The following is a 14,035-nucleotide window of genomic DNA, read 5'->3' on the forward strand; positions in this document are numbered from 1 at the left end:
TTTCGCAGGAACGAGGAGTCGGTGTCCGAGTGGGGGATAGACGAGGGCGATTGGGTCTGCAGGTTGTGGAAGACAGAAAGAGCCAAGCTTCATGGTGTGGTTGAGATCTCAGAATTCAATGCGCGCTCGCGAGCGTGATTACGGCTTCGCACCGACGCATGACGGCGATGACTTCGAGTCGATGGTGCAAGCCTTTACCGCAGGCTATGGCGTCTTCGGCGCAAAACCGCTGGGCGATGACCGGGCTTTTGCCTGGGCAACGGATTTGAGAACGAGTGGAACGCTTACGGTGGCTCATTCGGCCTTTCAGAGTCCCTGGCAAGTTCGAACGCTCGACGAGACCCCACAACACCTTGCGTTCTACATTCCGCACACGGGATCCGTCCAAGTGAGCGTTGGCAAAAGAGTGGTCGAAGGTGGAGCGGGCCGTATCATTATCGCCAACAATCATGAGGTTGGCGATCGCGTTATTCAAGGCGAACCGCACCGTTCGGACTGTCTTTGCCTGGATTGGAAAGTAGTGAGGCGAACGCTCTTTTCGCTCCTGGAAACGCCGACCCTCGAGTCGCTTGACCTTGAGCCCGTCGTGGATCTGGCAACGCCGTCGGGCCGGCTTATCGGCAACCTGGCGCAGACCATCGTGCAGGGCATGCGCAATGGCGGCCCGCTTCTGTCCTCGCCGCTCGCGGTATCGACGATGAGCGAAACGCTGGCCGACCTTGTGATCCGATTTGCCCAACATCGTCTTTCCGGTCACTTCCAAAAAAGGAAGGTGTCGGAGGTCGCTCCATGGCATGTCCGGCGCGCCATCGACTATATGCACGCCAATATTGCCGAGCCTTTCACCATGTCGATGGTGGCCGATGAAGTCGGGATTTCACTCCGCGCGCTGCAGACGGGCTTCAAGGCCTTCAGGGGAACGTCACCGGGCGCTTACCTACGCACGATCAGATTGAAAGCCGTTCACGACCAACTGCGAGATCCATTTAACCAGCAAACGCTTCGCGATATCTGCACTATGTGGGGTTTCTTCCATGCGGGCAGGTTTTCTGCGATCTACCGCAGTGCATTTGGGGAAAGCCCGAGGGATACGCGCTTGCGTGCCACCTTCAGCTCTGCTTCCACGGCACAAGCCTTCAGCGCGTCACTGTGACGTAGGGCCGCGAATGCGGCCCATGTTCTGAAAAACCTCTGGTCCAGCGAGGCGCGAGGGTCTTGATCGCTCCCGCAGGCTTAAAGACGTTGGTCCTGGCAAAAAAGGCAGGGCGGAACGACCTCCGCGCAATCGACCGGACAGGATCGTCAAATTCCTGCCACACCCCCCTCATTAATCTTGCGCTGCAACCGTTCGAATGGAGATCCGATGCCCGCGATCCTGCGAAAGAAAGCCCACGGCGTTTCGACGCGAGGGCAAGTCATCGACGGCGCCCCGGATATCGGCCTTGCCTATCAGGTCTTCTCCGACACGGTGGTGGAGGATGTCGTCGTCAAGAATTCTCCTCGCGGCTTCAAATTTCACAATGGCAAGAACCTCGTCGTCAGACGTTGCGAGACCGAGAATGTGGTGGGCGACGGCATTTACCTGACGAAGACGTCGAATGTGTTGCTGGAGAACAACCGCATCGGGGCGGCACCGGGACAGGGTGCCGACTGCTGCCAGTTCGCCTATCAAAACAAGGACAACAATATCAGCTCCGACATCGTGATCAGGGGCAATCTCTTCCTTCAATCGCCGACCAGCACGTCGAACAAGGGCGCCTTGGTGTGCGACAAAACGCAAAATTACCTCGTTGAATACAACTACATCGGGGGGAAGAATTTCTCCTTTTCGTCGATCGGGGACGATGCCGTCGTGCGCAGCAACATCATGCGTGACGGCAGGATGAACGACTATTCGTTCGGCTATGGCATCGGCGACAAGGTCGATCACGCCGGGCATCATATTTACGACAACTGGATCGAGAACAGCAATCGCGGGGTGAGCCTCAGCGGGTTTTCGGACCAGGAACTGGCTTTTCGCAGGGACATAGATATCCACGACAACGTGATCAGCGAATGCGACATTGCATTCTTCGCCAATCGGCCGTGGTCGGGCAGTCTCCGGCGCAACATATTTCTGCGATGCAAGCAGGAGGTTGTCCTCAGAGGAAATGGCGAGGCGACTGCGGGAAAAGTCGAGGACAATTATTTTAACGACGGCAGTTTCCTGAATGTCACCGCGCCGCCGCTTCGTTTCAGATCGGACGGAAAGGCATCCGTGGCCTCAGGCGAATGGACATCCGAACCCGACGAGATCCGTATCCAGTGGCGTGACAAGGGGATCGATATCCCCGGCGCCAACCGCCCCTCCATTGCGGTGGAGCCCGGAATGGAATTGTCATGCGTTCTGCTGGCACGCAAGGAGCAGAACTGGATGCTTGCGGTCGCCGAAACCGTCTATGACCAGTTCACGCCACGCGCCTGGCAGGAGAAAAAGCTGCCCTGGCAGAAGCGCTATCTTTCGATTTAAGCGGCATATTGCCTGGCAATAGTATGCGCCTGCCACCCGTCACCCGTCTTGGGCATTCGGAAGCCGTGGCGATGGGCTGAGATCGAAGCTCGAAAACCATCCCGGCGGGCCATTTTCCTGTGCGTCTGGAGACAGGAAAAAGCCTGAGAATTTCCCATAGCAGACCGCGAGGCCAAAGAATATGACAAGCCCAACAGCAATGCGTGTCGCGCGTCTTACATCTTCTCTTTCCACCGAGCGCTCCATATCTGCGAACTCCGCGCCAACCTCAATAATTACAGAACTATGTGGTATGAAATTCTGTCAAGAAGGTGACGCCTAGATCACGCGGCGTTGAACGAAGTCTCCGCAGAACCTTGGAAAATCTCGGCCGGAACCAAAAACGGCCTCTTTCCGTTGATAGCCATATCCCGAACCATATCGGCAAAACGACCCGGGCGGCGGACGCATATGGCACGTCAAACATTCTGGAAAGGTTATCTCAAACTCTCGCTCGTCACCGCGGCCGTCTCGCTGACGCCGGCTACGACCGAAAGCAACAAGGTCCGTTTCCACGTCCTCAATCGGCAGACGAAGAACCGCGTCGAAAGCCGTTATGTCGACAGCGTCACCCATAAGCCCGTGTCGGAGAGAGACCAGGTGAAGGGCTATCCGCGCGGCGAGGACGATTACGTTCTTCTCGAAGACGAGGAGATCGAGGAGGTCGGGCTCGAAAGCACCCGTACCATCGATATCGACAGTTTCGTGCCGCGCGGTTCGATCGACTGGATCTGGTACGACAAGCCGCATTTTCTGGCGCCCGAGGACAAGGTCGGCGTGGAGGCCTTCTGCGTCATCCGCGAAGCGATGAAGGCGAACGACGTCGTCGGCATTGCCCGGCTGGTTCTCTATCGTCGCGAGCGCGCCGTGCTCCTGGAGCCGCAGGGCAAAGGTATTGTCCTCTGGACCCTGCGCTATGGCGACGAGGTGCGCGAACCGGTGGCGGAACTCGACAGCAAGGCCGAGATCGACAGCAAGCTGCTGTCCCTGATGAAGCAGTTGGTGAAGGAGGAGACGAAGGATTGGAGCCCAGACATGGTGCAGGACCCGATCCAGAAGCGCCTGAAGTCGATGATCCGCGCCAAGCAGAAGAGCTTGAAGAAATCAGCACCCGCCAAAAAGCCGGCCCCGGTGAAATCGACCGGCAATGTCATCAACATCATGGATGCGCTGAAAAAGAGCCTGGCTGCGGAAGGCGGGAGCAAGCCGCGTTAGGTTCCTTATCGCTTCCTCTTCTTCTCCAACGGCTTCGCCGCTGCAAAGAAGCCCTCCCAGGGATCTCTGGGCAAGGTATTGAGACGCGTTGGCGTATTGTCCACCGTGAAATAGGCCGGTCCGATATCGGCGCTCAGTTCGTCCCATTCCAGCGGCATCGAGACCGCGGCTCCCGGTCTTGCCCGCGTCGAATAGGGTGCGACCGCCGTATTTCCGCGCCCGTTGCGGAGATAGTCGATGAAGATTCTCCCGCTGCGCTTGGCCTTGGTCGCCGTTGCGAGATAGTGGTCGGGATCGTCGGAAGACATGCTGTCGGCAAGCCATTTGGCGAAGGCCTTCACCTCCACCCAACCAGCCTTCGGGGTCAGTGGCGTCACCACGTGCAGTCCTTTGCCGCCCGACGTCTTGACGAAGGCGGCAAGGCCTTCAGCCTCCAGGCGCTCCTTCAATCCGTAAGCGGCGGCTATCACATTCTCCCATGCCACGTCCGCGCCTGGATCGAGATCCATGGTGATCATGTCGGGCTTTTCCCAATTGTCGGTCGTCGCACCCCAGGGATGGATTTCCAGCACCGCGGATTGTACCAGCGCCACGACGCCATCGAAATCGGTGATGCGCAGCAGTTTCTCTCCCTGCTTGTCCTTCGGGTCGATGATCTGGCCGATATGCGGGTTCATGCCTTTCCAGGCATGTTTCTGGAAGAACCGCTGACGGCCGTTGATCCCGTCGGGAAGGCGTAAGAGCGCCAAGGGCCGGTTGACGACATAGGGCGCCATGAAGCGCCACACCTCGGCATAGTAATTCGCCAGCCCTTCCTTGGTCACGCCTTCATCAGGCCAGTAAATGCGGTCGGCATGAGTGAGCGACACCGCCGATTTCGGCAGTTCGCGCGCCGTCGTCTTTTCCGTCTCGCGTGTCACGTCCTTGGCGGGCTTGTCTTCGCGCAGACCGCGAAAGGCGGCATGGCGCAGATTGCCGTCGGCCGACCAGGCGCTGAATTCCACCTCGGCGACCAATTGGGGTTTCACATAGATCAGCCCGCGCCGCTCCTCTGATGTCAGCTTATCGTCGAAAGAACTCTCGTTTTGCTGAAGCTGCGACAGCCTCTCATAGAGCATCTGCGCCGTTGCCGCAGTATATCCGGTGCCGACGCGACCGACATGCTTGAGTTTCCCCTTTTCGTGATAGCCCATCGCCAGCGAGCCGATCGCATTCTTCATCGATGTCGACCGCACATAGCCGCCGATGACGAATTCCTGCCGATGCGAGCATTTCGATTTGATCCACTCGCCCTTTCGGCCGGAGATGTATTTGCTGTCGCGCTGTTTAGAGATCACGCCTTCGAGGCTGAGCCGGCAGGCGTGGTCGAGCACCAGTCCGCCGCTTTCGTTGAAATGCGCGCTGTAGCGCAGCTTTTCGTCATCGCCGGGCAGCAGGGTTTCGAGGAGATGCTTGCGATCGATGAGCGCCGCATTCAGCAAGGCGTGTCCGTCGAGGTAAAGAAGATCGAAGGCATAGAAGGCGAAACGGTCGTCGCGGCCCGCGCTCAGATCATGCTGAAGTGCGGAGAAATCCGAGGCGCCGGTCTCGCGTTCGACAACGATCTCGCCGTCGATCACCGCCGATCGCACCGGCAGGGCGGCGAAGGCATCGAGCACGTCTTTGCCGAATTTTGCCGTCCAGTCGAGCCCGCTGCGGGTCAGCATCGTGACCTCGCCGTTTTCGATCCTGACTTGCAGGCGATAGCCGTCGAACTTGATCTCGTGGATCCAGCGATCGCCTGCCGGCGGCTTCGGCTTCAGCCTGGCAAGCGCAGGCTCGATGAAATCCGGCATCGCACCTTTGCGCGCACCTGTCGGCCAGTGTCGTTCCCGAGGTGGTGGGCTTTTTGTTCTGCGCGGCGGCTTTTCGGTGGACGCCGCCTTGCCGTTCTTCGATTTGGAGCTCCAGGTCGCGTCGGGATTTTCCGCTACCTCTGCGAGTTGCCGGCCGGTCTTGGCCGATTCCGGCCTCTCGGCGAGGATATCGCCGTCGTGGCGGGCTTCGGCGTCCTCCCCCTTGATCAGCAGCCAGTTCTCTCGCTTTTCGCCGGGCCGGCCATGCATGCGCACGAGATGCCAGCGGCCTTTCAGCTTCTCGCCGTCAAGTTCAAATTCCATATGGCCTTTCTGGTAGGCCTTGCGGGCATCGCCATGCGGCGTCCAGGTGCCGCGATCCCAGACGATGACGGTGCCGCCGCCATATTGTCCCTTCGGGATGATGCCTTCGAAATCGCCATAGGACAGCGGGTGATCCTCGACATGCACGGCAAGCCGCTTGTCTTCGGGATTGAGGCTCGGCCCCTTCGTCACCGCCCAGCTCTTAAGCACGCCAGCCATCTCAAGCCGGAAATCATAGTGCAGCCGGGTCGCATCGTGCTTCTGGATGACGAAGCTGTTGCCGCTGCTGCGGCCCTTGCGGCCGCGCGGTTCGGGGGTCAGCTTGAAGTCGCGCTTGGCCTGATAGGTTTCGAGAGCCATCTCAGCTTGCCTTCTTCCTGCGGCCGTCGCTGCGCGCCGGCGCCTTCTTTGCAGGCGGCTTGCCGCTCATCTTCGCGCTCTGGCGCAGCGCCTCCATCAGGTCGACGACCTTGCGTTCCGGCGGTGCTTTCTTCTTCGGCGGCGCGCGGCCTTCGATCTTTGCCTTCACCAGCTCGACGAGGGCGGCCTCGTACCGATCATGGTACTCGCTCGGTTCGAAGGTGCCGTGCTTGGTCCCGATGATATGGCCTGCGAGTTCGAGCATTTCCTTGTCGAACTTGATGTCGGGAATGTCGTTGAAGACGGTGTCGGCCGAACGAACCTCATAGTCGAAGTTCAACATCGTCGCGACGATGTAATTGTCGTGGGGGCGGATCAGCAGTGTTCGGTTTCGCCGGAAAAGTACAGCTTCGGCCAGCGCTACAACCTTGCCGTCGTTCATGCCGTTGGCGATCAGGGACAGCGCTTCCGCATCATGCTCGTCCACCGGTGCAAGGTAGTAGGGGCGATCAAAATACGTCTTGTCGATGGCGTCGGAGGCGATGAAAGCCTTGATGTTGAGGACCTTGTCGCTCTCCGGCATGATTTCGGCAATCTCATCGCCCTCGATGACGATGTATTCGCCATTCTCCATCCGGTAGCCCTTGACCTGGTCGTCGCGCTCGACCGGTTTGCCAGTTTCGCTGTCGACGAATTGCCGTTCCACCCGGTGGCCGGTTCTGCGGTTGATGATGTTGAAGGAGACGCGGTCGGATGAGGAAACGGCCGTGTAAAGCCCGACGGCACAGGCAAGGTCTCCCACCTTCAGATGACCTTTCCAGCTTGCCCGAGCGGCCATTCCTTCCTCCGTCACAAATCAGAGCCGACTGTTGCTCTTGTCGGTTTCAAGCCCCTGGAATTCCCAGCCGCCGTCGGGCGAGGGATAGGCGAGTAGCGCATCGCCGTCGCCGATCTTCTGGCGCGATGCAGCGTCCTTGGCGTGGATGATCGCTTCATCCGCGGTTGCATAGGTTTCCGAAAGCGTGCTGCCGAGCTTGTAGGCCCAGCCATTGTCATGCGGCACGACCTGATAGGTGATATCTGCCATTTCGGATCTCCTCTCTCAGTTCCGATTTGGTTTGCGCCTTTCATCGAGCGCGATGATCTTTTCGAGCGAGGCGATATCCTCGCTGGTAACGACAGGGACTGGGTCGGCCGCGATTGCCTCCAGCACTTCCTGAGAGATGGCACCGTTGCGAATTGCCCATTCCAGCGTCTCGCGCGTTTCCCGCTCGGCCCTCAGCTGTGCATAGAGCGCGACGATCAGCCGATCGCGGGCATCCATCCGCCTGTCCTGGCGATCCATGCTGCGGACATGCACCATCACTATACACCTTTGTCACTGATTTCGTTCAGGTGTAATCAACTGATGACGGATGGAAAGGTTCCGAAGCCGAGGGATGGCTGCCGCCATTGCCGCACGAGGCGGAAATCACTATCTCCAGAGGGCTGTTTTCAGAGGATTCAACATGGCCGATCTCAAGGCTCGACCCCGTCCGACCGGCGCCACCGCCGTTCTTGGCCGCACCGGCTTTCCGCATGTCACTTCCACCACCAAGGGCGAGCTCGACATCGTCACCGCGCCCTCGCATCCGGGTTTCAGCCCGCTCGATCTGCTCTATGCTTCGCTCTCGGCCTGCCTCGTGCTCAGCGCCCGCATTGCCGCCAGCCAGATGGGCATTCTCGACAGGATCAGCGAGATCACCGCCGACGTCACCGGCGAGAAGGCGACGGAAGGCCGTTCGCGCGTTGCCAAATTCAACATCGCTTTCTCGATCAAGGGCGATATCGACGAGGAAACCCGGCAGAAAATCGTCCATGCCGCCGAAGAAGAGATTTGCACGGTGAGCAACACCATTCGCGGCAATCCCGACTTCTCGACGACGATATCGGAATAAGCCTATAAAAATTATAGACAATGGCGGCGAAAGGATTGCGCGACGGCGACCCGGCTTCTATGCTCGCGGTATCGAAAGCAATGATCCCGGCCACCATGCAGCCCAAGCCTCTCCCGACGTATAAACAGCCCGTCGTCGCCATCATCGGCGGTGGCGTCTCCGGTGCGGGCGTTGCCTATCATCTCGCCAGGGCCAACTGCGGCAAGCGCCCTGTCATCATGGTCTTCGAGCCGCGCGCCGAACTCGGCAGGGGCCTCGCGTATGATACGACCGATCCGGCCCATCGCATCAATGTTCCGGCCGCCAAAATGAGCCTGCAACCCGGCGATATGGGCGAATTCCAGGCCTGGATCGAAGCGCGTAATGCGGTTGCCGACGATCCGGAGGCAAAGCAGTCGGACGGCCTGGTCTTTCCGCGGCGCCGGCTCTTCGGCGATTATGTCGCCTCCCTGCTGAAACCGCTGCTGGAAGAAGGGGCCGTGTGTCACCGCCGCGCCAGGGTGATCGCTGTCGAGCGCCATGCCGGCCGCTGGACGATCCTTGACGACAACGGCGGTGTGACGGAGGCGGATATCGTGGCAATCGCCACCAGCCACCCGCCGCCGGCAGCCCCTGGCCGGCTTGCCGCAAGCCTTTCAGACCATCCGCGCTTCATCGCCGATACCACGAAACCGGGCGCACTCGATGTGATACGTCCGCATGACCGGGTGCTGATCATCGGCAATGGCCTGACGGCTGCCGACGTGATTGCCTCGCTGGCGCAACGCGGTCATGACGGCCCGATCACTGCGATCTCGCGCCGCGGCTTGCGTTCGCGTGGACATGCGCCGGTGCCGCAGCCGCTTTTCGGCGACTTCATCCCCGATGCCGCCCGTTCCGCCGGTTTTTTGCTGGCAAGCATCCGCGCCGCCATCAGCGCAGCACAGGCGCAAGGTATCAGCTGGCATGGCGTGCTCGACCAGGTGCGGGCGCAAGGACATGATCTTTGGCAGGCGCTGCCGGTTGCCGAACGACGCCGTCTCGTGCGTCATCTGCGCCCCTATTGGGACGTGCACCGCTTCCGGATCGCGCCGCAGGTCGAGGCCGTTCTCGACGCGGCGATTGCGGCGGGCCGCCTCAATATCCTTGCCGGTTCGGTTGCCGATGCGCGCATCGATGGCGAGTTCATCCTGTGCGAGCTGCAGCCCCGTCATCAGCGGCAGCTGCTCGAGGAACGTTACGACGCCGTCGTCGTCACGACCGGCCCGGCGCATGGCGGCATTCTCGAAACTCAGCCCTGGCTCGCAGCCCTTGCAGCAAACGGCCATCTCAGCCTCGATCCGACCGGCCTCGGTCTTGCATGTACCGAGCGCTCGGAGGCGATCGGTCCATCCGGCACGGCAGATCCTTCGCTGCTGATTTCCGGTCCGCTGGCGCGTGGCACCTTCGGCGAGCTGATGGGGCTGCCGCAGATCACCGAGCATGCGTTTTTCGTCGCGAGCGAAATCGCCGGAAAGCTGCATGCAACTGCGGCAAATAGGCAGCCGGTCTGATTGTCCATCCGAATGTCGTTCTGCGGCTGTCGGCTATGACCGACTTCTGATAATCACCCGGCAACCAGCATCCCGCCGCCCAGCTTTTCGGCCGAACAAAAAATATCGAGATCATGTCGCAGGCTGCCTCTACTATTTCCCAAGCGTCGCCTTCCAATCGTTTCCCGCTTGCGGTGCTCCTCGTCGGCGGGGCGGCGATCGGCGGTTCGCCGATTTTCGTCAGGCTCTCCGAGGTTGGGCCGATGGCCACCGCCTTCTGGCGCGTGGCGTTGGCGCTGATCCCGATCTTCATCGTCTCGTTGATGAAGAAGGACGCCGGCCCAAAACCGCAAAGCCTTTTCGATTGCGGCAAGCTGATCCTTCCGGGTGTCATGCTGTCGCTCGACCTTGCCGCCTGGCATCTTTCGATCACCATGACCTCAGTCGCCAATGCGACGCTGCTTGCCAATCTTGCGCCTGTTTTCGTCACCGTGATCGCCTTCCTCTTTTTCAAGGCGCGGATCAGCAGAGTCTTCATGCTTGGGCTTGTCCTGGCGTTGGCCGGCGTCGTCGTCCTGAAGGGCGGGCCGGCCGCGCTCGCCGATGGAGACCTTCGCGGCGACGGCCTCGCGATGATCGCCGCCTTCTTCTATGCCTGCTACATCCTTGCGCTCGGCAGGCTGCGCAGCCGGTTCGATACGATGCGGATCATGCTGTGGAGCACGGCGTCGGCTGCCGTCTGCATCTTTCCCGTCGCGTTCTTCTTTGAGGGCCACATGTTGCCGCTGACAGTCTATGGCTGGTCGATGGTCTTTGGCCTGGCCTTTATCAGCCATGCCGGCGGGCAGGTGGCGATCACCTATGCGCTTGCCTATCTGCCGCCGGCCTTTTCCTCACTGACGCTGCTGCTGCAACCGGTCGTCGCCGCCATTCTCGCCTGGGCGCTGCTCAGTGAAGCGATCGGGACGATGCAGGCGCTCGGCGGCGCCATCGTACTTGCCGGCATCATGGTTGCCCGAAAATCTCGGGCTTAGGCGTAACCGCTTGCTGCTGCGGCGCCGGATTATCGGCAGCCATTCTCTGCAGCAGCCATTTCTGAATGATCGGCACATCGGCATCGCCGAGATCGTGGCCGCCGGGAATGACATCGGAATCAACGGTCGCGCCCGAACTCTTCAGTCTCTCTTCCAGTTCGCTCGCATATTTGCCGTAGGCGTCCGTCTTGCCGCTGATGACGAGCAGGTCGGTGCCCTTCAGATCGGCATGCGGATAGTCGCTGAGCACAGGCATGGAGCGCAGCAGCACCGCCTTGTGAACCAGGTTCGGGTGAAGATAGAGCAGCGAGTTCAACAGGTTGGCGCCATTGGAATAGCCGACGTAGACGACCTTCTGGGGATCGAGCCCATAGGATTTGACGGCGCCCTCGATGAAGGCCGCAAAGGCTTCCGCCTCGGTCTTGATGTCGTTCTGATCGAAGGAGAAGGGGGTAATGCGCTTATACCAGCGCGGAAAACCTTCCTCCGTCGCCCGGCCGCGCACGCCGAGCAGCGTCGCCCGGGGCGCCACCTTGTTCAGGAGCGGCATCAGTGTCGTCTCGTTGCCGCCGGAGCCGTGCAGCAGCACGAAGACGCTGCCGTCGGGGTCAGGAGGCGTATAGAAGCGATGGACGAACGGCAGCTCGCGGTAATTGATGCGCGGCTGGCCGGGCATCGAAAACTGCGGCAGCACGACTTTCAGATCATGGAGATCGGTGATGGCATCGGGCGGCGCGAAAAGTTTCTTCCCGAGGGCGGCCTGTTCTTCATCCACGATCATGCCCGGCTTGTCGGTCGCAAGCTCTATGAGCGTGCCGCCGGGCTCGCGGGCATAGAGCGAACGGAAATATTTGCGGTCATGCATGTTGGTTGGCGACGCCTCGGTCGTCTCCAGCGCCTTGCGCACGGAAAGCAGCGTCTCCTCATCTGCCGCGCGGAAGGCGACATGATCGATCGTGCCGGTGCCCGGCGCGCCGGACCAGAAGCCGCGGGCATCGCGCACGTCGACGATGTCGCCGGACTGCGAAACCAGCCTGTCGATCGTCCCGCGGTTGGCCTGGAAGCGATAGCCGAAATGGGTCTCGAGGAAGCCGCGGCTCTCGGCGGGTTTCTCCGTCAGCATGGTTGCGCCACGTATGCGCTGAATGGCGTGTTCCACCGGGATCGAGCCGCCGTCCCAGACGGCTTGTGAGGCAAGGTTCTTTGCGCCTGCGAGCTTGAGGATGATGTTGTCAGGGTCCTTCATCCGCAAGACGGGCTCGCCGAATTCCTCGGCCGGTCCCTCGGAGCGCAGGCCGAAGCTCATCGCCCGCGTCAGCCAATAGCCGATGCTTGCGGGGTCGATCGCCAGCGAGATTTCGCTGATCTGGCCGTAGCCGGCCCGTCCCGGCGCTCCGTCTTCCCAGGCAAGGAAGGTCAGCAATGAGCCCGGCGTTCCCGCTGCGTCACCATAGAAGAGATGAAGCTGCGTCGCGTCCTCATAGCCGGCCGTCTGCTTGACCAGCCGCATGCCGAGAAAGCCTGCATAGAAATCCACGTTCGCCTGGACTTTGCGTGTGACGGCGGTGACGTGATGTATGCCTGATACCATCGAGAGCAGTCCTGATTGAAGCGGCGTCAGGAGCGCGAGTATGAGTGCTGCGACAGTCATACCGTTGCCAATGACCATCGCTTAGTTTTGTTCCGCACAAAGTGCAAGCGAATCGCCGCGCTGCAGCAATTCCAAATGATCGACATCCTCAAGCGCCTCTTCCAGTTGCTGCAGTGTCGGTGGCTTGACCATGTAGGCGAGCGCGCCGAGATCCCTGGCTCGCCGGATGTCGGTCTCGTCGCTTGACGTGCTGAGGATGCAGACGGGAATTTGCCTGAGGCGGGCATCGGCCGAAAGCGCATGCAGGACCTCGAAACCGTCCATGATCGGCATGTTGATGTCGAGCAGCATCAGGTCGATCTGCGGCACGTCGGCGATGCCGGCGCGTTCTTCGAGCAGCCGCATCGCTTCGCGCCCGTTGGTGGCGACATGCAGGTTGAAATTCACTTTCTCCCGCCGCATCAGCTTGATCTTCAGAAGCTGGATGTCGGCCGGGCTGTCTTCCACCAACAGCACCTCGGCGAGCCTGCCCGACCCTTCGCCCAAATGCTCTGCCGGTTTGGCGCTGTGCGTAACGGCCGACGCGGCGGGCGGCTCGGATCTCGCCTCGGCGAGCGGCACCTCGACGATGAAGGTGGCGCCGGGCCCATCCTCCGCTTCGCACCAGATCGAGCCGCCATGCAGCTGCGCGATGCGGCGGCAGATGGCAAGGCCGAGCCCCGTGCCTTCGATGCCGCGGCCGACCAGGCGCTTGAACGGCTGGAAGATCAGCTCGCGATGCTGGGGGTCGATGCCGGGCCCGTTGTCGTGAACGCTGATGCGGCAGATATCGCGCTGCGGTTCGCTGGAGATGGTCACCTCGGGAACCTTCTGCTCCGAGTAGCGGATGGCGTTCGACACGAGGTTCTGCAGCAGTTGGATCAGAAGCGTCGCATCGCCCATGACTTCGGGCAGCGTTCCGCGGGTGATGACGGCGCCGCGGCTTTCGATCTGCTGGCGCAGATTGTTCTCCACTTGGTCGAGCACATCAGACAGCGACACAGGCTTCAGCTCCGGCCCGCCGGAAGCTTCGAGTTTGGTGAAGCCCGAGACCTTGACGATCAGGTCTTCCATATGGTCGGCGGCGCTCAGAATATAGTCGAGCAGCTCCCGGTCGTCGGCGGGCAGGGCTGCCGAGCCGTGCAGGATGCGGCTGAAGGATTTGATCGTCCGCAGCGGCTCCTTCAGATCGTGGGCCATGGCGCGTGTGAAGATCTCAAGCGATTGCCGTTTCTGCTCCAGCTTGGCTTCCAGCACCCCGTGCATGATGGCGTTCTGGATGCAGCGATGCAGCGTTTCGGGCGAAAGCGAATCCTTGGTCAGATAGTCGCGCGCGCCGCTCTTCATCACCTCGACGGCGACGGTTTCGCTGCCCTGGCCGGTCAGCATGATGACATTGGCGGTGGGATCGTCCTCCAGGATATCGGCAAGAACGCCCAGTCCGTCGCGCCCCGGCAGGGAATAGTCGAGCAGGATGCAGTTCGGTCGTTTCCGGTGGTTCAGCGCAAGGCCTTCTTCGCCCGTCTCAGCCTCGACCACCTTGTAAGCCGTGCTGGTGACACGCCCCAATATGCGGCGATAGACCTCGCGATCGTCGATATTGTCGTCGATGATGAGGATGGAGCAGTCTTCCGCCAATCT

The 14,035-nt window shown here is 60.7% G+C and carries 12 protein-coding genes; 6 read left to right on the forward strand and 6 right to left on the reverse strand.

The features are described from left to right. The first annotated feature begins 91 nt into the window (after positions 1–91). The 3 genes from NE852_RS03720 (at position 92) to NE852_RS03730 (ending at position 3,763) form a co-directional block, all read left to right on the forward strand. Positions 92–1,153, forward strand: coding sequence for an AraC family transcriptional regulator (locus NE852_RS03720; protein WP_052034543.1), 1,062 nt, complete (start codon positions 92–94; stop codon positions 1,151–1,153). Between the two features lie 210 nt (positions 1,154–1,363). Further along, on the forward strand, positions 1,364–2,509 hold the full coding sequence (locus NE852_RS03725; protein ID WP_008523982.1) for a NosD domain-containing protein: 1,146 nt from the start codon (positions 1,364–1,366) through the stop codon (positions 2,507–2,509). Between the two features lie 450 nt (positions 2,510–2,959). Further along, positions 2,960–3,763 (forward strand): Ku protein, encoded by an 804-nt coding sequence (locus NE852_RS03730; RefSeq protein ID WP_008523980.1) that lies wholly within the window; start codon positions 2,960–2,962, stop codon positions 3,761–3,763. A gap of 5 nt (positions 3,764–3,768) precedes the next feature. On the opposite strand, the gene ligD is transcribed toward NE852_RS03730, so the two are convergent. Genes ligD through NE852_RS03750 form a run of 4 tightly spaced genes read right to left on the reverse strand, consistent with a single transcriptional unit; the run spans position 3,769 to position 7,645 of the window. Then, positions 3,769–6,282, reverse strand: coding sequence for a DNA ligase D (ligD, locus tag NE852_RS03735; RefSeq protein ID WP_008523977.1), 2,514 nt, complete (start codon positions 6,280–6,282; stop codon positions 3,769–3,771). Between the two features lies 1 nt (position 6,283). Next, the gene (locus NE852_RS03740) at positions 6,284–7,120 is read right to left on the reverse strand and encodes a Ku protein (RefSeq protein WP_008523975.1); all 837 of its coding nucleotides are present in this window, start codon (positions 7,118–7,120) and stop codon (positions 6,284–6,286) included. A gap of 18 nt (positions 7,121–7,138) precedes the next feature. Further along, positions 7,139–7,369 carry a DUF2188 domain-containing protein gene (locus tag NE852_RS03745; RefSeq protein WP_008523973.1) on the reverse strand — a complete coding sequence of 77 codons (231 nt, stop codon included), beginning with the start codon at positions 7,367–7,369 and terminating at the stop codon, positions 7,139–7,141. A 15-nt stretch (positions 7,370–7,384) separates the two neighbouring features. Next, positions 7,385–7,645: a hypothetical protein gene (locus NE852_RS03750; protein WP_008523970.1), complete on the reverse strand. Its 261-nt coding sequence runs from the start codon at positions 7,643–7,645 to the stop codon at positions 7,385–7,387. Between the two features lie 145 nt (positions 7,646–7,790). Here NE852_RS03750 and NE852_RS03755 point away from each other — a divergent pair, with 145 nt between their 5' ends. From NE852_RS03755 to NE852_RS03765, 3 genes are all read left to right on the forward strand, one after another. After that, the gene (locus NE852_RS03755) at positions 7,791–8,219 is read left to right on the forward strand and encodes an OsmC family protein (RefSeq protein ID WP_008523968.1); all 429 of its coding nucleotides are present in this window, start codon (positions 7,791–7,793) and stop codon (positions 8,217–8,219) included. A gap of 95 nt (positions 8,220–8,314) precedes the next feature. After that, complete coding sequence (locus tag NE852_RS03760) at positions 8,315–9,751, forward strand: FAD/NAD(P)-binding protein (protein WP_258156200.1); 1,437 nt, start codon at positions 8,315–8,317, stop codon at positions 9,749–9,751. Between the two features lie 113 nt (positions 9,752–9,864). Continuing rightward, a complete protein-coding gene (locus tag NE852_RS03765) occupies positions 9,865–10,764 on the forward strand; it encodes a DMT family transporter (protein WP_008523949.1) in 900 nt (299 codons plus the stop codon). On the opposite strand, the gene NE852_RS03770 is transcribed toward NE852_RS03765, so the two are convergent. Then, the gene (locus tag NE852_RS03770; protein ID WP_245270537.1) at positions 10,736–12,415 is read right to left on the reverse strand and encodes a VOC family protein; all 1,680 of its coding nucleotides are present in this window, start codon (positions 12,413–12,415) and stop codon (positions 10,736–10,738) included. The genes NE852_RS03765 and NE852_RS03770 overlap by 29 nt on opposite strands. Before the next feature lie 21 nt (positions 12,416–12,436). Then, complete coding sequence (locus NE852_RS03775; RefSeq protein ID WP_008523945.1) at positions 12,437–14,032, reverse strand: response regulator; 1,596 nt, start codon at positions 14,030–14,032, stop codon at positions 12,437–12,439. Between the last annotated feature and the right edge of the window lie 3 nt (positions 14,033–14,035).

The sequence above is a fragment of the Rhizobium sp. Pop5 genome (genome assembly GCF_024721175.1).
GTDB lineage: Bacteria > Pseudomonadota > Alphaproteobacteria > Rhizobiales > Rhizobiaceae > Rhizobium.

Bases quoted from the DNA above. Each gene is read 5' to 3' on its own strand.
- NE852_RS03770 (WP_245270537.1), bottom strand. From the start codon at position 12,415: ATGACTGTCGCAGCACTCATACTCGCGCTCCTGACGCCGCTTCAATCA.
- NE852_RS03720 (WP_052034543.1), top strand. From the start codon at position 92: ATGGTGTGGTTGAGATCTCAGAATTCAATGCGCGCTCGCGAGCGTGAT.
- NE852_RS03725 (WP_008523982.1), top strand. From the start codon at position 1,364: ATGCCCGCGATCCTGCGAAAGAAAGCCCACGGCGTTTCGACGCGAGGG.
- NE852_RS03740 (WP_008523975.1), bottom strand. From the start codon at position 7,120: ATGGCCGCTCGGGCAAGCTGGAAAGGTCATCTGAAGGTGGGAGACCTT.
- NE852_RS03745 (WP_008523973.1), bottom strand. From the start codon at position 7,369: ATGGCAGATATCACCTATCAGGTCGTGCCGCATGACAATGGCTGGGCC.
- NE852_RS03755 (WP_008523968.1), top strand. From the start codon at position 7,791: ATGGCCGATCTCAAGGCTCGACCCCGTCCGACCGGCGCCACCGCCGTT.
- NE852_RS03730 (WP_008523980.1), top strand. From the start codon at position 2,960: ATGGCACGTCAAACATTCTGGAAAGGTTATCTCAAACTCTCGCTCGTC.
- ligD (WP_008523977.1), bottom strand. From the start codon at position 6,282: ATGGCTCTCGAAACCTATCAGGCCAAGCGCGACTTCAAGCTGACCCCC.
- NE852_RS03760 (WP_258156200.1), top strand. From the start codon at position 8,315: ATGCAGCCCAAGCCTCTCCCGACGTATAAACAGCCCGTCGTCGCCATC.
- NE852_RS03750 (WP_008523970.1), bottom strand. From the start codon at position 7,645: ATGGTGCATGTCCGCAGCATGGATCGCCAGGACAGGCGGATGGATGCC.
- NE852_RS03765 (WP_008523949.1), top strand. From the start codon at position 9,865: ATGTCGCAGGCTGCCTCTACTATTTCCCAAGCGTCGCCTTCCAATCGT.